General features: G+C 41.9%; 24 protein-coding genes. 11 read left to right on the forward strand and 13 right to left on the reverse strand.

The window, feature by feature from the left end:
• Nucleotides 1-30: 30 nt before the first annotated feature.
• The 6 genes from PP181_RS10375 (at nt 31) to PP181_RS10400 (ending at nt 8,981) form a co-directional block, all read left to right on the forward strand.
• Nucleotides 31-3,864 (forward strand): efflux RND transporter permease subunit, encoded by a 3,834-nt coding sequence (locus PP181_RS10375; protein WP_272637045.1) that lies wholly within the window; start codon nt 31-33, stop codon nt 3,862-3,864.
• Complete coding sequence (locus tag PP181_RS10380) at nt 3,861-5,081, forward strand: TolC family protein (RefSeq protein WP_272637046.1); 1,221 nt, start codon at nt 3,861-3,863, stop codon at nt 5,079-5,081. Before PP181_RS10375 ends, PP181_RS10380 begins: the two co-directional genes overlap by 4 nt.
• Nucleotides 5,082-5,097: 16 nt before the next feature.
• A complete protein-coding gene (locus PP181_RS10385; protein ID WP_272637047.1) occupies nt 5,098-5,661 on the forward strand; it encodes a DUF3347 domain-containing protein in 564 nt (187 codons plus the stop codon).
• 33 nt (nt 5,662-5,694) lie between these two features.
• Nucleotides 5,695-6,408 carry a heavy-metal-associated domain-containing protein gene (locus PP181_RS10390; protein ID WP_272637048.1) on the forward strand — a complete coding sequence of 238 codons (714 nt, stop codon included), beginning with the start codon at nt 5,695-5,697 and terminating at the stop codon, nt 6,406-6,408.
• A 406-nt stretch (nt 6,409-6,814) separates the two neighbouring features.
• Nucleotides 6,815-7,162 carry a four helix bundle protein gene (locus PP181_RS10395; RefSeq protein ID WP_272637049.1) on the forward strand — a complete coding sequence of 116 codons (348 nt, stop codon included), beginning with the start codon at nt 6,815-6,817 and terminating at the stop codon, nt 7,160-7,162.
• Nucleotides 7,163-7,265: 103 nt separating this feature from the next.
• Complete coding sequence (locus PP181_RS10400) at nt 7,266-8,981, forward strand: efflux RND transporter periplasmic adaptor subunit (protein ID WP_272637050.1); 1,716 nt, start codon at nt 7,266-7,268, stop codon at nt 8,979-8,981.
• 143 nt (nt 8,982-9,124) lie between these two features.
• Here PP181_RS10400 and PP181_RS10405 read toward each other — a convergent pair whose 3' ends face one another.
• The 9 genes from PP181_RS10405 to PP181_RS10445 form a co-directional block, all read right to left on the reverse strand.
• Nucleotides 9,125-9,418 (reverse strand): type II toxin-antitoxin system RelE/ParE family toxin, encoded by a 294-nt coding sequence (locus tag PP181_RS10405; protein WP_154920135.1) that lies wholly within the window; start codon nt 9,416-9,418, stop codon nt 9,125-9,127.
• A 3-nt stretch (nt 9,419-9,421) separates the two neighbouring features.
• Nucleotides 9,422-9,640 carry a type II toxin-antitoxin system ParD family antitoxin gene (locus PP181_RS10410; RefSeq protein ID WP_154920133.1) on the reverse strand — a complete coding sequence of 73 codons (219 nt, stop codon included), beginning with the start codon at nt 9,638-9,640 and terminating at the stop codon, nt 9,422-9,424.
• Between the two features lie 797 nt (nt 9,641-10,437).
• Nucleotides 10,438-12,912, reverse strand: a complete 2,475-nt coding sequence (locus PP181_RS10415; RefSeq protein WP_272637051.1) for a TonB-dependent receptor domain-containing protein — start codon at nt 12,910-12,912, stop codon at nt 10,438-10,440.
• Between the two features lie 86 nt (nt 12,913-12,998).
• A complete protein-coding gene (locus PP181_RS10420) occupies nt 12,999-13,811 on the reverse strand; it encodes an AraC family transcriptional regulator (RefSeq protein WP_272637052.1) in 813 nt (270 codons plus the stop codon).
• 289 nt (nt 13,812-14,100) lie between these two features.
• A complete protein-coding gene (locus PP181_RS10425; RefSeq protein WP_272637053.1) occupies nt 14,101-14,520 on the reverse strand; it encodes a transcription elongation factor GreAB in 420 nt (139 codons plus the stop codon).
• A 32-nt stretch (nt 14,521-14,552) separates the two neighbouring features.
• The gene (locus tag PP181_RS10430) at nt 14,553-15,158 is read right to left on the reverse strand and encodes a hypothetical protein (RefSeq protein ID WP_154920125.1); all 606 of its coding nucleotides are present in this window, start codon (nt 15,156-15,158) and stop codon (nt 14,553-14,555) included.
• 131 nt (nt 15,159-15,289) lie between these two features.
• The gene (locus tag PP181_RS10435) at nt 15,290-15,652 is read right to left on the reverse strand and encodes a hypothetical protein (protein WP_154920123.1); all 363 of its coding nucleotides are present in this window, start codon (nt 15,650-15,652) and stop codon (nt 15,290-15,292) included.
• A gap of 188 nt (nt 15,653-15,840) precedes the next feature.
• Nucleotides 15,841-17,166 carry a sigma-54-dependent transcriptional regulator gene (locus PP181_RS10440; RefSeq protein ID WP_272637054.1) on the reverse strand — a complete coding sequence of 442 codons (1,326 nt, stop codon included), beginning with the start codon at nt 17,164-17,166 and terminating at the stop codon, nt 15,841-15,843.
• Between the two features lie 2 nt (nt 17,167-17,168).
• Nucleotides 17,169-18,257: a sensor histidine kinase gene (locus tag PP181_RS10445; protein ID WP_272637055.1), complete on the reverse strand. Its 1,089-nt coding sequence runs from the start codon at nt 18,255-18,257 to the stop codon at nt 17,169-17,171.
• Between the two features lie 411 nt (nt 18,258-18,668).
• Here PP181_RS10445 and PP181_RS10450 point away from each other — a divergent pair, with 411 nt between their 5' ends.
• From PP181_RS10450 to arsB, 5 genes are all read left to right on the forward strand, one after another.
• Nucleotides 18,669-19,001: an ArsR/SmtB family transcription factor gene (locus PP181_RS10450; protein ID WP_154920116.1), complete on the forward strand. Its 333-nt coding sequence runs from the start codon at nt 18,669-18,671 to the stop codon at nt 18,999-19,001.
• A gap of 143 nt (nt 19,002-19,144) precedes the next feature.
• Nucleotides 19,145-19,702, forward strand: coding sequence for a hypothetical protein (locus PP181_RS10455; RefSeq protein ID WP_272637056.1), 558 nt, complete (start codon nt 19,145-19,147; stop codon nt 19,700-19,702).
• The gene (locus tag PP181_RS10460; RefSeq protein WP_272637057.1) at nt 19,699-20,166 is read left to right on the forward strand and encodes a DUF6428 family protein; all 468 of its coding nucleotides are present in this window, start codon (nt 19,699-19,701) and stop codon (nt 20,164-20,166) included. Before PP181_RS10455 ends, PP181_RS10460 begins: the two co-directional genes overlap by 4 nt.
• Before the next feature lie 20 nt (nt 20,167-20,186).
• Entirely contained in the window at nt 20,187-20,819 is a 633-nt protein-coding gene (locus PP181_RS10465) for an arsenate-mycothiol transferase ArsC (RefSeq protein WP_272637058.1), read from the forward strand.
• Between the two features lie 2 nt (nt 20,820-20,821).
• The gene (gene arsB / locus PP181_RS10470) at nt 20,822-21,877 is read left to right on the forward strand and encodes an ACR3 family arsenite efflux transporter (protein ID WP_272637059.1); all 1,056 of its coding nucleotides are present in this window, start codon (nt 20,822-20,824) and stop codon (nt 21,875-21,877) included.
• A 32-nt stretch (nt 21,878-21,909) separates the two neighbouring features.
• On the opposite strand, the gene PP181_RS10475 is transcribed toward arsB, so the two are convergent.
• The 4 genes from PP181_RS10475 to PP181_RS10490 form a co-directional block, all read right to left on the reverse strand.
• On the reverse strand, nt 21,910-22,365 hold the full coding sequence (locus tag PP181_RS10475) for a DUF6730 family protein (RefSeq protein ID WP_272637060.1): 456 nt from the start codon (nt 22,363-22,365) through the stop codon (nt 21,910-21,912).
• Nucleotides 22,366-22,377: 12 nt separating this feature from the next.
• Nucleotides 22,378-22,548: a hypothetical protein gene (locus tag PP181_RS10480; protein ID WP_161598252.1), complete on the reverse strand. Its 171-nt coding sequence runs from the start codon at nt 22,546-22,548 to the stop codon at nt 22,378-22,380.
• 28 nt (nt 22,549-22,576) lie between these two features.
• Nucleotides 22,577-22,927 (reverse strand): amino acid permease, encoded by a 351-nt coding sequence (locus PP181_RS10485; RefSeq protein ID WP_272637061.1) that lies wholly within the window; start codon nt 22,925-22,927, stop codon nt 22,577-22,579.
• Nucleotides 22,928-23,080: 153 nt separating this feature from the next.
• The gene (locus tag PP181_RS10490) at nt 23,081-23,371 is read right to left on the reverse strand and encodes an amino acid permease (RefSeq protein WP_272637062.1); all 291 of its coding nucleotides are present in this window, start codon (nt 23,369-23,371) and stop codon (nt 23,081-23,083) included.
• Between the last annotated feature and the right edge of the window lie 52 nt (nt 23,372-23,423).

Here is a 23,423-nt window from a genome sequence, read left to right on the forward strand (position 1 = left end):
GTTTGAATCACTGTCTAATAATCAAATCGTATGCTGAACAAAGCAATAAAATTTCTGATTGAAAATAAGTTGGTAGCAACCTTGCTATTGATACTTTTTATAGGCTGGGGTATTGTCCATGCACCGTTTAATTGGAATATTGACCGGTTGGGTATCGGGATACCTAATAATCCGGTCGCGGTGGACGCTATCCCCGATATAGGCGAAAACCAACAAATCGTTTTCACCAGATGGGACGGTCGTTCCCCCCAGGATATCGAAGATCAGATTACCTTTCCGTTGACCACTTCTTTATTGGGCATTCCGGGTGTTAGGACCATCCGGAGTTCGTCCATGTTCGGGTTTTCGAGCATCTATATCATTTTTGAGGAGGACATCGAGTTTTATTGGTCTCGGAGCAGGATTCTGGAAAAATTGAATTCCCTTCCCAACGGCCTATTACCCGATGGAGTCAACCCTACCTTGGGACCGGATGCCACTGGTTTGGGGCAGATTTTTTGGTACACCTTGGAAGGTAGGGACAAGGAAGGAAATGTCACGGGCGGATGGGATTTGCAGGAACTTCGCAGCATACAGGATTACTACGTAAAATATGCGCTTTCCTCTGCAAACGGGGTAAGCGAAGTGGCATCTATAGGTGGATATGTTCAGGAATATCAAGTGGATGTAGACCCGGAAAAAATGCGCCAGTACAATATTGGCCTGGCCGATGTTGTAAAAGCGGTCAAGGAAAACAATCAGGATATTGGTGCACAAACCTTGGAAATGAACAATGCGGAATACCTCATACGCGGTCTGGGCTATGTAAAATCAATTTCAGATATCGAAAATGCGGTGGTGGATTCCAAAGATTTTACATCCATCCGAATCAAGGATGTGGCCAGGGTGAGCCTGGGGCCTGCGCCTAGGCGCGGTATCCTGGACAAGGAAGGGGCCGAGATCGTTGGGGGCGTAGTGGTAGCCCGCTATGGTGCCAATCCATTGGAGGTGATCAACAATGTCAAGGATCAAATTACCGAATTAAGTGCAGGTTTACCTTCAAAACAATTGGCGGATGGGCGCACCTCGCAAGTGACCATCGTCCCATTTTACGATCGTACGGAGCTCATTCAGGAAACTTTGGGTACGCTCAACGAAGCCCTTACCATGGAAATCCTGATAACCATTTTAGTCATCATCATTATGGTGTTCAACCTCAGGGCTTCCGTATTGATATCGGGATTATTGCCCGTAGCGGTTTTGATGGTATTCATTGCAATGAAGCTTTTCAATGTGGATGCCAACATCGTGGCGCTTTCGGGAATTGCCATTGCCATTGGTACGATGGTGGATGTGGGAGTGATTCTGGCGGAAAATATGATCCGCCATATGGATGACCAAGACTTGCGGTTGAAACCGGATGGTCGGCCCTATACAACAAACGAAATCATTTACAACGCCACATCCGAAGTATCCGGTGCCATTGTCACGGCCGTAATGACCACCATAATTAGTTTCCTTCCTGTGTTTACCATGGTAGGTGCCGAGGGCAAATTATTTAGCCCTTTGGCGTTTACCAAGACAATGGCCCTTGCTGCGGCACTCGTAATCGCCTTGTTTCTAATACCGCCTTTCGCGGCCACCTTTTTTAGAAAAAGGGAATTGCAGGAGCGGTTAAAATATATTTTAAACGGCATAGGTGTCTGTTTGGGAATCGTGGCCGTCCTTTTTGGGTATTGGATAGGTTTGGTGCTTGTAGCTTTTGGCGGAATCGGATTGTATTATTTAGCAGGTAAAAAGGAAGATGTCAGGATCAACATTTTAAATCGGGGTTTTTTACTCACCAAGAATTTGCTGAACACCTTGGTTGCCGTAATTGCCGTAGTGTTTCTTTTGGCAGAATACTGGCGACCGCTTGGTTTCGACCGCAGTTTGGTCATGAACTTAATTTTCGTTGGTGTGATCTGTTTTGGGGTGTTGGGTATTTTTTCATTACTCCGAAAATATTACGATCGTATCTTGAACTGGGCTTTGGAGAATAGGATGCCATTTTTAGCCATCCCTTCAACACTGCTGGTGCTTGGTTTCCTGATTATGCGGAATACGGGCAAGGAATTCATGCCGGCCCTCAACGAGGGTTCCTTCCTCCTAATGCCTACATCTTTGCCCCATGCGGGCGTTGCCGAAAACAAACGGGTATTACAACAGTTGGATATGGCCGTAGCGACTATCCCTGAAATAGAAACCGTGGTGGGGAAGGCCGGCCGTACCGAATCTGCCCTGGACCCTGCACCGCTTTCCATGTACGAGAACGTGATTCAGTACAAATCGGAATATATGCGAAACGCCTCTGGGGAACGCCAACGCTACAAAATGGATGATAATGACCGCTTTATTTTAAGAGATGTGCGGATAAGTGGATTTGAAGATGCACGTATTGTTTATGATTGGGAAGAAGGGGTCTATTATAAAATGAACTCTGATGAAAAACTCCCATCATCCGCACATCCTCACATAATTACATCAGATAACCTAATTCCTGATGCCGATGGTCAATATTTCCGCAATTGGCGACCTGAAATCCAAGGTCCGGACGACATCTGGAATGAAATCGTTCGGGTGACAAAACTCCCGGGAGTTACATCCGCGCCAAAATTACAGCCCATAGAAACCCGATTGATCATGTTGCAAACGGGGATGCGCGCGCCCATGGGCATTAAGGTAAAGGGTCAGGACCTACGGGAAATCGAGGCATTTGGACTTCAGCTTGAAGAAATACTAAAACAGGCAAAAGGGGTGAAGCAACAGGCCGTATTCGCCGACCGAATTGTGGGGAAACCCTATTTGTTGGTCGATATCAAGCGCGAGCAGCTTGCCCGTTACGGTGCATCGATCATGGACGTTCAGGAAGTCCTAAAAGTGGCCGTTGGCGGCATGCCCCTTACCCAGACAGTAGAAGGACGGGAACGCTACGCCGTTAGAGTCCGCTATCCAAGGGAGCTTCGGGATAATCCAACAGATTTGGGCAATATATATGTCCCTGTTGAAAATGGGAGTCCGGTTCCGCTTGGCGAACTGGTAGACATTCGCTATGAGCAAGGGCCACAGGTCATAAAGAGTGAGGACACGTTTTTGGTGGGCTACGTATTGTTCGACAAAATGGACGGTTTTGCGGAAGTGGATGTCGTGGAAAATGCCCAGGCTTTGATACAGAACAGAATCGAAAGTGGTGACCTGACCGTACCCAAGGGGGTCAGCTATAAATTTACGGGAACCTATGAAAATCAGTTGCGTGCCGAGAAAACTCTATCTATCGTGATTCCCTTGTGCTTGTTGATCATATTCCTTATCCTATACTTTCAGTTTAGATCGGTTACCACCTCATTGATGGTATTTACGGGCATTGCGATAGCCTTTGCCGGTGGGTTTGTCATGATTTGGCTCTATGGTCAGGATTGGTTTTTAAATTTCAGCTTGTTCGGTGAGAACTTGCGTGAACTGTTCAACATAAAGACCATCAACCTGAGTGTTGCAGTATGGGTTGGGTTTATTGCTCTCTTTGGTATTGCGACGGATGATGGTGTCGTAATGGCTACCTATCTTGACCAGTCTTTTGAAAAGGAAAGGCCCAGTGATATAAAGGGTGTACGTAAAGCTACTTTACAAGCTGCTGGAAAACGTATCCGCCCTTGTTTGATGACCACCGTAACGACCGTGCTGGCATTATTGCCCGTACTGACATCCACTGGAAAAGGAAGTGATATTATGATCCCGATGGCTATTCCCATCATGGGTGGGATGCTCATTGATGTAACCTCTTATTTCTTGTTACCAGTACTTTATAGCTGGAGGAAAGAACATCAACTAAAACAAATGAGTAAATGAAAAAAATTGTAACCCTTACCGGATTGCTCCTTGTTTCATTTTTTGTTGATGCACAGGAACTGCAATCCTATATTTTGGAAGCCGAAAGGAACAATCCCAATATTCAGGCTTTTGAGCTTAGGTATGACATTGCCAAGGAAAAGGTCAACGAGGTCAATGCATTGCCCAACACCTCGGTCAGCGCCGGATATTTTGTGAGTGAACCCGAAACAAGGACGGGCGCGCAACGGGCACGTTTTTCCGTTTCTCAGATGCTGCCTTGGTTTGGGACGATTACGGCACGGTCAAGCTATGCAAGCTCTATGGCGGAAACGGAATTTGTGGAAATAGCCATTGCCAAACGGAAATTGGCCCTTTCGGTCGCACGGTCCTACTATCAGTTATACGCCATACGGGCGAAGCAGAATATTTTGGACGAGAATATCCAATTGTTAGAAACCTATGAACGATTGGCTTTGACATCGGTTGAAGTGGGCAAAGCATCTGCCGTGGACGTCCTGAAATTGCAAATTAGGCAAAATGAATTGCAGCAGGAAAAGGAAATCCTACGGGAAAATTATATGGCGGAGCAGGCAAGCTTTAATAGCCTTTTGAATAGGGAAGGGACCATTGCCGTGGAAGTCGTCCCGGAAATGACAATTCCTATGGAAGACCCTATTTTTGACCAAAACGGTTTGACTCTCAATCCGGAATTGCTCAAATATGATAGGCTATACGAATCTGTTGAACAATCGGAACTATTGAACCAGAAGGAAAGTGCCCCCAATGTGGGGTTTGGGTTGGATTACTTGCCCGTTTCGGAACGGCCCGACATGACATTTAACGACAACGGTAAGGATATCATTATGCCCATGGTATCGCTTTCGATACCGGTTTTTAACAACCGTTTTGCCTCGGTATCCAAACAGAACGAACTCCGCCAAAAGGAAATCGAATTTCAGAGAACGGAACGATTGAACCTTCTGGAAGCGGCTTTGGCAAAGGCAACATCGGAACAAAATCAGGCACGGATAAAATTCAATACCCAAGAAAAAAACCTGGAACAGGCCCAAGATGCCGAGGAGATTCTAATAAAGAATTATGAAACCGGAACAATCGATTTTAACGATGTGTTGGACATACAGGAATTACAGTTAAAATTTCAAATGAATCAGATTGAGTCGGTTCGTGCGTACTACCTGCAATCGGCCATCATCAACTATTTAATAAATCAATGACCTAAATTCAAAATCTATGAAATCAATACGTATTGAACACGCAAAATCAAGGAAACCCATGGTAAATAGAACATTTTTCAAAACATTTCCGGCAATAGTGTCCTTAGCAGTGCTTGTTGCCTGCAAAAACGAACCAAAATCCAATGGTGAAACCAAGGTCAAAGAAGAGGTGAGTCAAGAGAAGGTAGCGTTGGCGTTTAATGACAGCAAAGTGGGCAACCAATTTCAGCATTATATCCATCTTAAGACGGCACTTGTAAATTCGGATGCGGTAGAAGCACAATCGGCTGCCAAAATGCTGATGGAAAATACGGAGGATGCCGCTTTAAAGGAACTATTGGCAAAAATTGCAGCATCATACGCGATTGAAGATCAACGTATCGTATTTTCAGAGGTAACCAAGAAAATCATGGAGATAGTGGATGCATCCATTTCTTCCGGCGAAGTTTATATGCAGTACTGCCCGATGGCATTTAACAATGAAGGAGGCTATTGGTTATCGACCGAAAAGGAAATTCGTAACCCTTATTTTGGGGATAGGATGCTCACATGTGGGAAGGTGACGGAAATTATTAAGTAACTTTTCAATGGATGAGGGGTTTAAACAAATAGCATGAAACATACGTACCATATACAAGGAATGACATGTAACGGTTGCAGGACCCATGTTGAGGAGACGCTTTCAAAAATAGAAGGTGTTAGGAACGCTTCCGTCGATTTGGAAAAGGCCGAAGCAATTATTGAGATGGAGCATCATATCGATGTAAATACCTTACAAAAGTCACTTCTGGATAAATATAGCATTTCAGAAAAGCGAATGGTAACGATGGCTGAAACAAGTACGGAAACAAAATCGAAATTGGAGCAGTTACGGCCGTTGTTTTTAATCTTGGGATATATAACCGTAGCCTCGATTCTACTCAATTACAATAGGCCCAATTGGGAAGGGGCGATGCTTGATTTTATGGGGCTTTTCTACATTGTGTTCAGCTTTTTTAAGATGCTCGATCTTAAAGGGTTTCCCGATAGTTTTCGAATGTACGACCCCTTGGCAAAGGCCGTACCTTTTTATGCTTGGGTATATCCCTTTATAGAGACCATTTTAGGAGTATTATTCTTGATGAGACTTTATGTGCCTTTTGCATTGATTGCCACACTGGTCGTTCTGGGAATTACAACGATAGGGGTCACGAGGACACTTTTGGATAAGAAATCCATACAATGCGCCTGTTTGGGAACGGCACTCAAATTGCCAATGACAGAGGCAACTTTTATTGAAAATGCCATTATGATCGTAATGGCCATAAGTATGTTAATCGGTCTTTAAAAAAGGATGGTTTGATGTGCGGATGGTTGGATGTGTGGATGGGTTTGATGTGTGGATTGTTTGATGTGTGGATTGTTTGATGTGTGGATTGTTTGATGTGCTGATGGGTTTGATGTGTGGATGGTTGGATGTGTGGATGGTTTGATGTGTGGATGGGTTTGATGTGTGGATGGGTTTGATGTGTGGATGGGTTTGATGTGCAGATGGTTTGATGTGTGGATTGTTGGATGTGCGGATGGGTTTGATGTGTGGATTGTTTGATGTGTGGATTGTTTGATGTGCGGATGTTTTGATTTGTGGATTGTTAGATTTGCGGATTGTTAGATTTGCGGATTGTTAGATTTGCGGATGGTTTGATTTGCGGATTGTTTGATGTTATGATTGAAGGTTTAAGAATTATATAGGTATGAGAAAGAACGAGTTATTGGAAGTCACTTTTAAACTTGCTTTATTAATAATAGCCTATTCGGAGGAATTGGAGAAAGCTGGGAAGTACGTAATTGCCCGCCAGATTATGCGGTCTGGAACCTCCATAGGGGCCAACTCCAGGGAAGCACAAGGTGCTGAAAGTAGAGCCGATTTCATTCATAAACTCAAAATCGCATATAAGGAAGCACAGGAAACGGAATATTGGTTATTACTATGCCAGGAATCCCAAACATATCCAAACCCGGATGAGGACCTGGTTTCCCATTTGAAATCCAGTTTAAAACTGATAGGTAAAATAATTTCAACTTCAAAAAAATCAAAATGAAATATCCATGGCATTCATTGACGTCGATAAAATGATTACAGGGATGTTACATGCCTTTACTAATCGTAGCCGAAGTTTGACCATTGAAAAACAATAAAAAAACATGAAAAAATATGTCATTTATCTACTGATCTTGATATTGGGAATTGTTGCTGGGGGGTACTTTTTCTCCAATAGTAAGGAAAATACATCCGCCCATCCACCCATCAACGCATCAATTAATCAAGAAATGTGGACTTGCTCCATGCATCCCCAGATAATGCAACCGGAGCATGGAGACTGTCCCATTTGTGGTATGGACCTCATTCCGGCCGAAACAGGGCAAGATGGTCTGGCAGCCGGTCAATTTACCATGACCGCCAATGCCCTGGCCCTGGCCAATGTTCAGACTATGGTGATAGGCCCAAGGTCTACAAATGTTAGTGGTACCATCAATCTGTCCGGCAATATAACTGTCAATGAGGAGGCCATTGCCGTTCAGGCCAGCTATTTTGATGGAAGAATCGAAAAGTTGTATGTCAACTATGAAGGACAGGAAGTGGGCAAAGGAGAATTGTTGGCATCCATTTATGCTCCAGAATTGGTTGCGGCCCAACAGGAACTGTTGACCGCTACATCCTTAAAAAGCTCACAGCCCCAACTATATCAGGCGGTCAGAAATAAGTTGAAGCTTTGGAAATTGACCGAGAAACAAATCGACGGTATTGAAAGTTCTGGAAGAGTAACGGAGTCTTTTCCCGTGTATGCAACGGTCTCGGGAACGGTTTCAGAAGTTATGAGTGCCGAAGGCGATTATGTCAAAAAGGGACAGCCCATTGTAAAATTGAGTGACTTAAGTACGGTCTGGGCAGAATTTGATGCGTATGAAAGTCAACTGTCCGTATTCAAAAAAGGGCAGAACATACGTATTACCACAAATGCATATCCAAATAAATCCTTTGATGGTGAAATAGCCTTTATAGATCCTATTTTGGACAATGCTACGAGAACAGTAACAGTTAGGGCCACTCTAAAGAATGAGGAGGACATTTTTAAACCGGGGATGTTCGTTTCGGGCGCAATCGAAGGTATTCATGGTGGAGAAAGTGAAAAAGAACTATTGGTTCCAACATCCGCCATTATGTGGACCGGGGAACGCTCATTGGTCTATGTAAAGGTGAAAAAGGACGAACCCGTATTTGAGATGCGTGAAGTGATGTTGGGAACTAGAATCGGTGAGCAAATTCAAGTGCCTTCTGGGTTGGAAGCTGGCGAGGAAATTGTCACCAATGGCACCTTTACGGTGGATGCCGCAGCCCAATTGCAGGGTAAAAGAAGTATGATGAATAAAATCGGTGTAAATAGTTTGTCAGGTTATGTTAATACAATACCTAAAATGGAATTCACCGATGCATTTCAAAACCAATTCAAAATGGCCTTACCTGCTTATTTAAATTTGAAGAATTCCCTTGTATTGGGTAACGCGGAACAAACGTCTAAGGAAGCCAAAGCGATGATGGAAGCATTGCAGAAAATCGATAATTCGGAATTAGGTAAAATGGAAAAGGACCATTTCGGCAAAATTACTGAAATGATACGGGCAATTTTAGGAAATCAGGATATAGAAAATCAAAGAGCCCATTTCGTATCGTTTAACGAGCATTTGGTAGCGATCACTAGAAACTTAAACACCTTTGAAAAAACGCTATACATCCAGCAATGTCCTATGGCGAATAGCAATAAGGGTGCCCTATGGTTGAGTACTGAGAAAGAAATTAAAAACCCTTATTTTGGGGATGCCATGTTGACCTGCGGAGCCGTAATTGATTCCCTAAAATAATTCAAGGGTAACCTACTTTATTTGAGGTGTTTGTTGATTTAAAAAGAGTACTTAGCTTATTTCCATGATACAGGAAGTAACTATCTCCTGTTTACGGGGGGTTAAGTGGTATTGGATGTAAATGGGGTGTAAAAATATGTGCCTCATTTTAAGTGCTTTGGAAGATCACGTCGACCATGTAAAACCCTCACAATCCTAATACGGTCGGGCAAAATTCGATAAAAAATAATGTGCGACCTATATGGAAAACTAAATAATTCCAATTTTATCTCGTTCCTGCGCCTTCCAATGTCCGGATTTTTAGATATTTTTTCAAGACCTACTTGAATTCCTTCCAAATATTTGGCAGCCTGCGAACGACCGAATTTAAAGATTCCAAAATCATAAATTTCTTGAAGGTCGTTTTTGGCCGCTTCTGAAAGAATAAAACGATTCATTGATTATTTCCTAGAGGCTATAATGTCAGCTACGGAAATTTCGCTGTCAGGACCATTCCATCCTTTTTCAATCTCAGCTCTCAAATCCGCAATCACTTTTTCTCTATAAATTTCATGTAACCTAAGTGCATCCCTGATTACCTCACTATTGTTCTGATATTCACCTGAGGCTACTTGTTTAGAGATATACTCTTCCTGCTTTTTTGTGAAACTGATATTCATTTTTAACGTTTTACAATATCGAAGATATGATATTTAATGATATTTAGCAAATATGGATATATCCAAAAGCTCTTACTAAAAGTAAATATGCCATGGTTTGCCAGTATTTTTTCAGTACTCAGCTATCTTTTTTTTTGAATTACTTTAATCTTAAGTGTCCAGTTTATTTATTAAAAAACTGGACATTGTAAAAACCCATTTATGAACACCACCAAATGAAAATCTATGTAAATGTATGAGGTAGGAAAAAAAAGCTACCCCATGGCGTATGTGTTTACCTATGTTGGTTTTAGGAGCTAGGTGACGTATAGGTGTGGTTATCATTAAACCTATGAAAAAAGGCTAAATCTGTCGAGCTTTTCAGTTTCAAAATACGGATTAGGCTTTGTGTCAATTTGGAGATTATCTATTGCAAGAAAAATTGTTAACGTTACTATTTTTTCTTTAATCCCATATTAGTGGCGTTAGGCACCAAGAGATTCCAAAAATTACCTTAGAAATCCTGAAAATTAAAACAGATACAGGTGGGACCAAGGAAAATCCTATTAAGCTTTTTATTTAGAGTGGTTTGTTTTTTAATGGGTGGCAAAAAGAGTGGTGATATGCCAACATATAATGTTAAGTGCTTTTATTTGTCGCTTTCAACTTAGGGTTACTCCTTTTGCGAATTGATTTTAAGAAGGCTAAAAATAGAAATGAAAAAGAATTATAGGATAGGTAATTATTATTTTCCTTTGTTTCGTTCAAAATCGCTTTTGTAGCTATTCCTCGTGTTCCGGGCTTCTTTTTAAGTTATCCTAAAACTCCTTCTTTCCAAACTCACTATCGATGAACCTTGACTTATCCGTGTTCCTGTTGAAGGTATAAGTCAGGTTAAGAATGACCATATCCACTTCGTAGACGTAATTGGTAGTAGTAAAGAATTCGCCATCCCTAAAGGTTGTAATCCGTTGTTCGTTGGAATCCAACAAACCTAAATCTATGTTCTGCCATTGCAGTGTGGCCGTAAGACGGTCATCAAAGAAGGTCTTTCGCAGCGTCAGATTTGGGGAATAGAACCGTGAATCCTCCCCCTGGGCGGTATTCTGAGCAGATAGATAGTTGAGGGTGAACTGTGCCGAGGCCGTATCCGAAAAATCAATAGTGCTGTTCGCATTGATAGAGTAGATAAAAGCTTCCGTTTCCACTGTCCTGTTGTCAAAGTTTCCGTCGATACGATATTTGTAAAGGTTCGCACCTATAAAATTCTTCCAATTTTTCAAAGGTTTTAGTTCCGCACCTAATTCCACACCAAAAGCCTTGGCCTTACCTACGTTACTGTAAATACGGTTCAAAATGGTATCGTTAAAAACGGTGTTCACCCTATTTACCAAATTTTCGGTGTTGCGGTAATAGGCAGTGGCAAAAACGGAATTTCCCTGGTGCAGGTTCTTACTGATGCCCACTTCAAAAAGGTCGATGAATTCGGGTCTTAGGGTAGGGTCCCCTTGTTCGAGTGTCTCTGAATGTTCCCTTTCCGGGAAGGGATTCATCTTAAAGGTCGTGGTACGCTCCACCCGTTTGCTATAGGCGGCCTTGAGCTTTGTAATATCCGCAAAGGTGTATTGTAATGATGCCGAAGGAAACAATTTTACGTAGTTATAAACATAGGTTGTATCAATGGTATTTGTCTTGTCACGCAGATCAAAATCCCTTTGCATTGCCTCGACACGGGTACCGGCCGTATAGTCCCATTTCCCTTTAGACCCGCTTAGTTGTGCATATCCTGAATGTAGGGTGCGTCTCAAATCTACTTCACTGGAAAATTCCGGGATCAGTTCAAAAATTCCGGTGGTATTGTTCAGGCGTTCGTATACAAAATCCCCCGTATGATCAAGATAGCGATATTGGTATCCGGTCTCCAGTTGTCCGATGGACCAAGGTTTCCAGACATAATCGGCCTGAAAGCGGATGCCGTTGAGTGGGTTGTCATTGGTATTGAATTCGTCCTGCAGCACAATATTGGTATTTGGAAAGCCAAGGTTTTGGTTGGTAGTTGGTCCCCCAAGCAGTGTATATTCGTGCAAAAAGGAAGTGGAAAGTTTTGAACCGTCACCGAACGTGTGCGCATAATCTATACTTCCCAGAACAAAATCGCCCCGTCTTATCCTCAAGTTCTCGTTGAAATATTGTAAGGTATACAGCCGTTCCCCTCCATCGGCAGGGGTAATGGCATGGTTATCAAAATAAAGGATATCCGCGGTACGGTCCTTGCTTCGTTTTCCGGCATAGAATCCCAATGAAAAAGTGTTCAGGGAATCTGGGGTGAAATCCACGGTAAAACGACCACTGTAGTTCAGTTCGTCAAAACTGCGTTCCCCACTGGAAGGAAACCGTGTCAAGGTGTCCTGAATGATGGTGAACACGTCGCCCTCACGTCTTCCCCCTAGATCGTTACGCTGGTAGTTCGCTCCAAGGGATATGTTCCAGTTGCCCTTTCTGATGTTATAGGTGCCGTCTATTCCGTAACGTTGGTGCGCCTCCGCATTGCCGTACCGCTCGATGGACGGAAAACCGCCCTTTAGGTTGAACTGTGCAAAGCTGCCATCGGCCGCACCCTTTTTGGTAAGGATGTTCAGGATACCCGCCTTGCCTTCGGGGTCATATCTGGCGGATGGTGCCGTAATGAGTTCCACACGCTCTATGGCATTGGCGGGGAGCTGGTTCAGCAGGGTGGATGCACTGCCCTGTACCGGTTTTCCGTTGAGCAGCACTACGAAGCCGGTACTTCCACGAACGCTTATCTCACCAAGACCGTTGACCGATACAGCGGGTACATTCCGAAGCACGTCCGTCGCAGTTCCCCCTTGGCTATTCTGGAACTGCTTGGCATCGAACACCTGACGGTCTATTTTGTTGATGACCGTTGCCATTTCCCCTTCCACCACCACTTCCTCCAATTGGTTTTCCCCAATGGTCAACGCAAGCGTTCCCAAATCGATTTCTTCGTTCTTGCTATCAATTATAATATCGCGAACCGTTTGTGAGTTGTAGCCAATAAAAGATGCTTCCAGATAATAGGTTCCCTTCTTAATGTCATCTATCAAGAATAGACCGTCTATATCCGTGATTACCCCGGTAATCAAGGTGCCGTTTTCCTGGTCGAATAGGGCGGCCGTTGCGTATTCCAAGGGATAATTGTTGGATGCATCTACAAACTTTCCGCTAAGCTGACCGAATGAATTCGTTGAAAACGTAATGAAGAACAGGAAGGCAGCTATAAAAATTCTCATGGGATGGTATGATTTACAGGAAAAACCAAACGTAAAAATACGGCCAAGGCAGCGGCATTTGTGGTCTATTTGAAAAATGTACGGTATCATTCCCTACGCCTGAACTGCAAAGGGGTCTTTCCCGTATTTCTTTTGAAGTATTTTACGAAATGGGAAACGTCCTTAAACTCGAAGCTATAGGCGATTTCGGTGACGGTGGCATTGGTGTAGCGGAGCATACGTTTCGATTCCTTGATGATTTCTTGGGCAATGATCTCCGAAGCTGTTTTTGAATATCGCACCTTGCATTGGGCCGTTAGGTTCTGGGCCGTGGTGTTGAGCTTTTCCGCATAAAAGGTAACATCGTTCTTAAGTTTTTCCTCCAATAATAGTTGGAATCTAGTAAGCCTATCCCCAGTGTTTGCGGTATTTCCTGGGTTGGCATGCCCAATGATTTTTGCCAGCAGGGCCTTGAGGGTACCTTCCACCACATCTGGTTGCAGGGCGCTGCCCGAATCATATTCCTTACAAAGTACCTCAAAAAGACTGTCTATGTGCGGGTCATGGGGAATTTTTAGGCTCTGTTCGTTACTGAGCTGTTCCAATTGTTGGTTTATGCGCTTATCCAGGGTGCCGTTAAGAAAGGCCTCCTTGAAAATAATGACAAAGCCTTTGGGCTCCACATCTATTTCCCAATGGTGCACTTCGTCCTTTTTAATCAAAAAAACGATGGAAGGCGTAATTGCATAGCCTACCGTATCTACATAATGGAACCCGGAACCTTTACTAAAATAGACCAGTTCCAAATATTTATTGTGTTTGTGCGGCTTGGTATACCTTTTTGAAACGTCAAAGGGCGCTATCTTGATCGTGGAAGACCCATCTATTTTGGTGTAAATACTTATTTGGTCCTTGTTCATGGCATACAACCGTTTTCTACGGCGGATTTGGGGTTTGTTTAGGCTTGGTAGGCCTTTTCAACCAGCAAATTATCCTGTTGGGAAAGATATTTTTTGAGTACCGAGGTCTGGAATATTGGCATTAATGTCAACGAGATTGATTATTCAAACTAAGTAAGGTTAAATGGGGGAGAAATAAAAAAGCAAAATAGGAATAACCCTTTAGTTTAACAATTAACTACGATGAGAATTAAGAGTTTTCTTATGTGTCTCCTAATAGTTTGAACTTTGCGATTCTCGAAACGATCGTTTAAAGTACCATATCCAACCCAATATTATTGCTCCGTTGCCTAACCTCCTTTATTATAAATCTTTCCGAGGTTTGCATGGAGGTACTATTGATACTTATACCTTCCATCCGCCCAAAGACCAATGCTCCTTTGTCCGTAAAAATGGATAACTTGTTTTGGTTAATGCCCAACTCTGAAGGTAATGCCAATTGAAACGTTTCCAATTTGCCATCTGGGTATTCGATAGTAACCTTTGAATTGATTCGTATTATATTCTTTGGCATATCACTCTCGGAGATAATTTTGGCGGTTTCCAAAGCAACCGAATATCTTTCCAAAATTGCTTTCAAGGTCATGTCTTGAATAAAGATCGAAAGGTTGATGGCCCGCTTTATCAGAACATACTCCTTTTGCTCAACTATTAGAACGTTCTTACCCATTGTGTCTTGATTCCATTATCCACAATTTGATTTTAGTATATGGGGCTTTTACCCGGATAAAATATGAGTGCCAGCATCAATATCCCAATTACTATCAAAAAGGCGATTTCCAAATTTGACATTAGCGAGTTCATGCCCAAGGACTTGTTGGAAAGTTGGGTCAATTGACCGCTTTCGTTCAATTGAATTTGGGCCAAACCATCCAACTTTGTTTGAATTTCATCAAACTGTTTACTGACCAGTGCCGTTTTTTCTATTGCCATACCGTTATCGGTTTCTTTTACCTTGATCAAGGTTTGATAGGTATTATCAAGATCATACAATAGATTGGACTCTTTGGCAGTAAGCTCGGTCATTGCAAAATCGTCCAACAACTGTCTTATCTTTCCATTTTGATGGTCGTCCATGGTAAACTGTCCTGTTCTGGTCAGTTCAAGCTCTTTAGTATGAAAAATGTTGTTCAGTTGATATATGAAATCCTGTACCATTACTCGGTCTTTGTAGACGGAGTTTACGGTATTCTGTACCGTTTCAAAATGTTTTTTGTCCAATCGGTTGGAACCTAGTACCAGAAGGAACGCCATAACAAGGATAAGCCCTGCATGTAACCGTTGGGGTATGGAAAGCTTCGCGAACATGGTCTCTATTTTAAGTTTCTTACATCTATTTAGATACGTGAATAAGATTTTCCCCAGATAAAAAATCCACCTGACGGCTATTCCCACTCGAGTAACCTGAACAGGTGGATCCCATCAACCAACCAAAATGATTATTTTGTCATCAACTCACCAGAATTGAGGGCTTCGTCAATATCGACGGTAACGGAAGGATGGCTTCCAAAAAAGCGGTGGCCGTCGACTTTCTTTATCCTTACTTCTGTGGTGCCGTTCCTTTTTTCTTTAATAGAGCTTACAACGACTTTCTCTCCCAATACACTCTTGTAATTGGCGATACCGCCTCTCTTAATGATGAAATTTGCTCTAGGAAATTCAATGTGCTTGTATTTGTTGGTTTCGGGTTTCCCTATCTCAAATACATCACCTACTTTAACGTCTATCCTTGTTTGTTCATCGCTAACTTGAGCGTTCAACACACTTACTGAAAACATGAGGGCAAATACATACTTTATCATAACTATTTACTTTTAAAGGTTACTGATTAAATTCACACATTAAAAGGCAAACGCTATGCCCCTAAATAGAAACAGCCGTGCCAAAAAAACCATATAACTGAATATCAGGTATATAAAATTGATTTTTTTTAAAGAGGGATTTTTAAAAGTGAGGAAAAATTCCCCAGTTGGGGAAAAACCGAACACTATTAAGAAAGTTTATCACGTAATGTCTTGCGGTCTATTTGAAGAATTTCGGCGGCTTTACTTTTGTTGCCCTGGGTGTGTGCCAATACTCTCTTTACGTATTCTTTTTCCATTTCCCTTAATGGTACGAAGCCCCTTTCGGGAAACTCTATCTGATATTTCAATAAATCCGGAAGGTCTTTTACCCCTATAATGCCATCTGACATAATAATGGCCCGTTGTATGATATTCTCCAGTTCCCTGATATTGCCCGGCCAGTAATAGCGTTCCAATACCTGAAGTGCTTCGGGTGCGATTCGCAATAAGCGATCCTTGTACTCGACCCCATATTTTCTCAAAAATTTCTCTACCAAAAGCGGAATATCGGATTTGCGTTCACGCAACGGCGGCACATTGATTTCGACTACCGTTAGGCGATAATACAGATCTTCACGAAAGGTATTCTTTTTAATTTCCTCTATTAGATCTGCATTGGTAGCGGCTATAATGCGAATATCCACTTTTTGCGCTTTCTGTGACCCTACTTTTGTAATCTCCTTTTCCTGTAAAGCCCTCAATAGTTTTGTTTGCACGGTCAGTGAAGCTGTGCCGATCTCATCCAAAAATAACGTACCGCCCTCGGCGGCCTGAAAGAAGCCATTTCGGTCTTCATTGGCCCCTGTGAACGCCCCTTTTTTGTAACCGAAAAGTTCCGCCTCCTGGAGGTTTTCGGGAATCGCTCCACAGTTCACGGCAATAAAGGGCGCACGGGAATATTTACCAGAATAATGAATGGCCCTGGCAACAAGTTCCTTTCCTGTACCACTCTCTCCCCTAATCAGTATTGTGGCCTTGTTATCCTTGACCCGTTCGACAATATTGGTCACATTATGGAAGGCATCTGATTCACCCACCATGTCCGCATACTTATTATTGTTAATATTTTCCGGTTTTGGCTTTGGAGGTGTTTTTTTGGGTCTATGGGCAAATGCCTTGGCAAGACTATCTTTTAGCTCTGCTTTGGTAAAGGGTTTGGTAAGATAGTCCATCGCTCCCGACTTGATGACCTCCAACACCCCGTCTACGGAAGGATAGCCCGTAACGACCAACTTGGGCATATCAGGATGGTGCTCATTGGCATATTTCAATAATTGCAGTCCGTCGATTTCCGGCATTTGAATATCGGTAATCAGTAAATCGATTTCCGTATCCTTAAGGATAAACAAGGCTTCCTTGACCGATATGGCCTTGAAGGTATGGTAGTCCATTGACTTTAGGTGCCGTTGCAATAGTTCTAGGATGTCAATGTCATCGTCTACAATCAATATATTTTCCTTTCGCAATGCCATATTTACAATTTAGGAAAATCAATGGTAAAAACGGTTCCCTTTGGTTCATTGGGACTATGGGAAATGGTGCCTTTATGGCTGGTAATGATACCGTGTACTACACTAAGACCGAGGCCAGAACCTTCACCTACGGGCTTGGTGGTAAAAAAAGGTTCAAAGACCTTATCAGCGTTTTCTGGTGGTATACCCGCTCCCTCGTCGGCAATGCGTATTCTGATTTTCCCTTCATAATGAAGAACTTGTACTAGGATACGCCCTTTCTCTGGAGAATAAAAAACGGCGTTCATGATTAGATTGAACAATACTTGGGTCAATTGGACCGTATCAGCTCTTAGCCTTAAGGTTCTGTCGTCGAAGGAGGTACTGATTTCTATTTTCTTTGCCCTTAATTGGGGCTTCAATAGTTTAAGTACGTTTTCGATTGCTGGGACCAATTCAATCGAACTCATTTCACGAGGCATCTCACAGGCAAAAAACATCAGTTTTTTGACTATTTCACGGCTAAAAATGGCATTATCCATGATTTTTTGAAGATCACGGGAAGTATCTGGGTCTACAATGCTTTCTTGTAATAATTCTGCAAAGCCAAGAATGTTTGCCAAAGGCGTATTGAGTTCATGGGCTATTCCTGCGGTTATCTCTCCCAGTATATGCAAACGGTCGGCCCGCTCCATTTGTTTTCGGGTGGCAATGTCGTTGTCACGAATCTGCTTGCGCTCCATAAGGTTCCCCACGGCCAGGCTGACATTGTGCAATAAGGTCCGCTCCTCTTCCAAAAAATCTTCCAAGGTATATTTTGATGATGGATACCCGACCGTAACTTGGCCTTCCACGGAATTAAAAATCTTGATATCGGCACTCAGGCTCACCCTATCGGATCCATAGCCCTTTGTCCGGGCTTCGTATTCGTTGACCTTTATGTGGGCCTCGGTATCTTCTACAAATTGCCAACCTCTTTTTAGGCAATAGGTAATCGCCTCCAGAGATGCTTCCAACTGATCATAGTCGGAATTCACGATTATGGATGTTACCTCATAAAGACAGGTAAGTTCCTTTACTCGCTCCTTTAGTTTGGCTTCTACCGAATTCATTCTTACTTGTTTGTAGGCTATAAGGTAAAGGTCGGGATTAAAATGATGGATTAAAAGAAGAATATGGTACTAAAAGATGATATCCACACATAAGACCCTATCCATTTTATAATTTCGTTTAAGGAAGCATTATCGGCACTTTTTGATTTCTACTTTTCTCGACGTCCCATTAGTCAAATTTAAAAAACAACTAGTGTTAATAAGACTATCCGAAATGAGTTTAGCCTCCATCTGAATCTAACTTTTTCAATACGTTCTGCCCTGAAAATTGTCAATCCATTGGATGAATATAAAGAAACAACAAAGGGACGTTTCTGAAAAATTTAAAATTTTGCTATATGCCTGGTAAATTATGTTAAAATTGATGTGGGAGATGATTATTAATTGTAATATTGCAATTAAATAATAGGAATGGGACTCGCCAAAACAGAAATATTCACTGATCACCAGAATCAAATTGCGATATTCGCCAAGGCCTTTGGGCATCCGGCGCGTGTTGCTATTCTGCAACAATTGTTCAAAATGGACAGTTGTTACTGCGGGAGTCTGGTCGATGAAATTGGTTTGGCCCAGCCAACGATATCACAACACCTTAAGGAGCTGAGGAACTTGGGATTGGTCAAGGGCAATGTCGAGGGAACAAGTGTATGCTATTGTATCGACAAGGATAATTGGACGGCGATGAAATCAGTTATGGAGGATTTTCTAAACCAGGACCTTCCCGAGAATGAAGACTGCTGCTAAAAAAATTTACATCAATTAATCGTTTTATTGCAATAAATAAATAGATTAATGTCATTATGAAAACCAAAGGAATTTTAGTCATGTCTATAATGCTGATTCTCTCTCAGCAAGCACTACATTCTCAAAAACTAAGAAATAAGATCTTGAAATCGATAGTTCCCATTGAAACAAGTTTTTCCAGTATAGAACAGGAAAGGAAAATTTTGCTTGACCAATTGGCCTCAAGGATTTATAAGGAAAACAGGGTTAATGAAAACACGGGCCTTGTTTTCATAGACAGCAATAACAAAACAAAGAGCCAACTCGCTGCTATTTGGCTGAAAACGGGTTTAATAAAGTATGAGCTTGGGGGTTACAACATTCAATCTGCTGGAATCAAGGTTGCAAACGAGCCCTTACATGCGTTGGCAACGCTTAAACAGCATGGCTTCAAGGTAAGTAATGCGAGCGACAAGAAGCTATACTCATATACTATCAATTTTGGGTCCGATAGTTGGAATGAATACTATAAGGACTTAAGTTCCCTTAGAAATTTGGAAAAAAGTTTAAAGGTTTTCGTAGAAGATAATTTGGAAATGGGGGATGATCCAATGCAAGTATATGTTCCCCTAGATTCTCCTGAAACCATAGCCAAAGAAATGCTCTACGTAGCTTCTAGAATCGATTATTTGACCCAATCACAAAAACAAAAGGAATTATGAAACTATCACAAATTAAAGAACAGCTTACCCAATTGGACAGAATTGCTTTTAAGCTACCCAATGGCGATTTAGTCCCCAGCCATTTTCACGTTACTGAAGTTGGCAGGATTACCAAACACTTTATAGACTGTGGCGGGACTGTACGTAATGAGGAAGTTGCCAATTTTCAACTTTGGAACGCTGATGATTATGACCATAGGATACATCCGGAAAAACTACTCAATATCATTGAACTTTCAGAAAAAGTTTTAGGTATTGAAGATTTGGAAATTGAGGTAGAATACCAAGGGGAGACCATAGGGAAGTTTGGTCTGGAATTCGATGGTAAATATTTCCTGCTCACTTCCAAGCAGACCGATTGTCTTGCTAGGGATAAATGTGGCATCCATACCGAAAATCCAAAATTCAACTTATCCGTGGTGGACGCAGAACCTTGTTGTACCCCAGATGGAAACTGTTGTTAACCAATATATAGAACCAAAAAATGATGACAAAGCAGTCAACCGTGTTTCCGGAAATTGAAAAGACAATCAAGAATTTAGATCCCGCGACCATTTCCGAAGAGCGAAAATCAATTTTACAACCGCTAATAGATATTATCCAGTCAAAAGTTTCGAGAGGTCAAGACATCCGAATCAACTTCATCTGTACGCATAATTCGCGTAGAAGCCATTTATCGCAAGTATGGGCACAGACCATGGCAAACTACTTTAATATTAAAAGTGTGTTTTGTTATTCTGGAGGAACAGAGGCCACGGCACTTTTTCCAATGATTGCTGAAACATTACAAAATTCAGGATTTGAAATATACCAGATTTCAAAAAACAAAAACCCTGTTTATAGCATTAAATATGCGGACAATGAACACCCAATCATAGGCTTTTCAAAGAAGTTGGATGATGATTTTAATCCAAAATCCGGTTTTGTCGCAATAATGACCTGTGATTCGGCAAACGAAGCCTGTCCTTTTGTGCCAGGAGCAGAAAAGCGCATCCCAATTATGTTTGAAGATCCAAAAGCATTTGACAATACACCACTACAAGCTCAAAAGTATATAGAACGTAGTGAGCAAATTGCAACCGAAATGTATTACATATTCTCTCAAATAAAAGCATAACTATGGCGGCAAAAAAATTAAGTTTTTTAGATAAAAATCTAACCTTGTGGATATTTGTTGCAATGGCTTTAGGAGTAGGTTTAGGATATTTTTTCCCAAGCGTTCCTGATGTCATAAATAGCTTTAGTTCAGGTACAACCAACATTCCAATAGCAATTGGCTTAATTATTATGATGTATCCGCCTTTGGCCAAAGTAAATTATGCCTTACTGCCCAAAGTATTCAAAAATGTAAAAATACTCTCCATTTCCTTAATTCTAAACTGGGTTATTGGTCCAGTTTTAATGTTCATCTTGGCAGTTACCTTTTTACGTGATTATCCTGAATATATGGTTGGGTTAATCCTAATTGGCTTGGCACGTTGCATTGCGATGGTTTTGGTATGGAACGACCTAGCCGAAGGAAGTAGTGAATACGGTGCAGGTTTAGTTGCCTTAAACAGCATTTTTCAAGTTTTTGCTTATAGTTTTTATGCTTGGTTGTTTATAACCAAGCTACCACCATTATATGGGTTTGAAGGAGCTATTGTAGATATTTCAATTGCAACAATTGCAGAAAGTGTTGCTATCTATTTAGGTATTCCATTCTTGATGGGTATTTTAAGCAGATTGGTTTTGGTGAAACTAAAAGGAGAAGAATGGTACACCAAAAAATTTATACCTACCATTTCACCCTTAACCCTTATTGCGTTATTGTTTACTATTATAGTAATGTTTTCACTTAAAGGTGAACTGATTGTTGAAATACCAATGGATGTAGTCATCATTGCGATTCCATTGTTAGTCTATTTTACGGTGATGTTCATTATCGGCTTTTTCTTTACTAAAGCGATGGGTGCGGAGTATGACAAAACAGCATCGGTAGCCTTCACCGCAGCAGGAAATAACTTTGAACTGGCTATTGCGGTTGCTATTGCGGTCTTTGGGCTTAACTCAGGACAAGCGTTTGCAGGTGTTATCGGTCCTTTGGTTGAAGTTCCCGCATTGATTTTATTAGTACGGGTGGCATTTTGGTTGCGGAAAAAATACTACGAAAAACCAAGTACGGTAGTAAAATGAGAATAGCTTTCTATTCGGATTTTCACGATAATCTACTTTTTGCTTTTATGAATGCGCCATTCGTCGTAAAGTTTAGTTGCACCAGGTGTTTCTTTTAAAAACTGTTCTAAATGCATTATTCCATTTCTTTCACCCTGCAAAAAAGCCTCATTTTTTTCATTCTCCATATCTGATTTTAACATGTAGGCATAGAACCCGGTTGATAATGAAATTCCATAGAATACCATAAAGGTGACAACCGCCCATTTCGGATAGATTTTGGCCTGTTTTAGGTTACGTTTCAAACGGTCCAGGTAGTGTTCACTTCTTTCCTTTTCACGTTTGCTCAATTCTTCCAACTGTAAGATTAAACCTTTAATAGGTGCCACATCAAATTTAACCCGAAGAGATTCAGCTCTTTCCATTTGGTCGCTTAATTGTTGTACGTTCTTATCAAAGTCGGTCAGCTCGTTTACCAATAGTTGTGTGATGGTTTCAAGTTTGTTCATATCACTTTAAATTTAAATGCCCATTCCAATGTCGATGGATTTTCTGATTGCCTTTTTAACAAAGGATGCTAAGAGCTTTTCGGGAACCGGCACCACTTTGTCCAATATTTTGATGGTGTTCTTTGTCGAAACGATTTTCTGTGGGGTGTTGTATTGTGTCAATTCCCTACCAATTCCGGCCATGGACATATTCCGGTTGATTTCACTGCCCTTAAAGCTTTGCCCTTGAAATTCGAACCGAAAGCCTTGGAGCTGCCCCTGTCATAATGCCCTGCCAGCCATTGGGTGCAAAATCTTTCCAATGCTCAGAGGGATTAAAATGGGGAAGGCCGAACCAGAGAAAGAGCCCGATCAACACCAATTTGACAATGACCAAGGTTGCATTGACCTTGGCCGATTCTTTGATACCAATGTAAAGTAGTAGAGTAACAGCAATTGTGACTACCAAAGCGGGTAGATTAAGGATTGATGTAACCTGGGGCATGGTGTTTACCATTTCCCCAAATTTCGAAATAAGATCTGGAGTCATCTCTGTCCATGCAACAGATGGCAGTTGTATCATATTCGTGCCTGTAGGGGCAATAATCCAACCAGGAAGGTAAAGGCCAAAACCATCCAATAAATTCTTAAAGTAGCCTGACCAACCAATGGCAACAGCTACATTGCCAACGGATTATTCCAATACCAAATCCCAACCGATGATCCAGGCAATCAGTTAGCCGAATGAGTTGTAGGCATAGGTATAGGCACTACCTGATACCGGAATCATCGAAGCAAATTCTGCATAACAAAGTGCCGCGAATAGACAGGCCAGGCCGGTGATCACAAATGAAATGGTAAGCGCGGGGCCAGCGCCCATGGCATGTTCGGTACCTGCTGCGGCCTCCCCGGTAAGTACAAAAATTCCCGTGCCGATAATGGCACCGATACCGAGCAAGGTCAGGTCAAAAACTGCCAAAGACCTTTTTAGGTAAGATTGCTTCGATTCGGCCTGGAGCTGCGCCAAAGTTTTTTTCTGAGAAGTTGTTTCAACGTATTTTTTTGTTTTTAACGATTCC

The sequence above is a fragment of the Maribacter sp. PR66 genome (genome assembly GCF_028464205.1).
Classification (GTDB): domain Bacteria; phylum Bacteroidota; class Bacteroidia; order Flavobacteriales; family Flavobacteriaceae; genus Maribacter; species Maribacter flavus.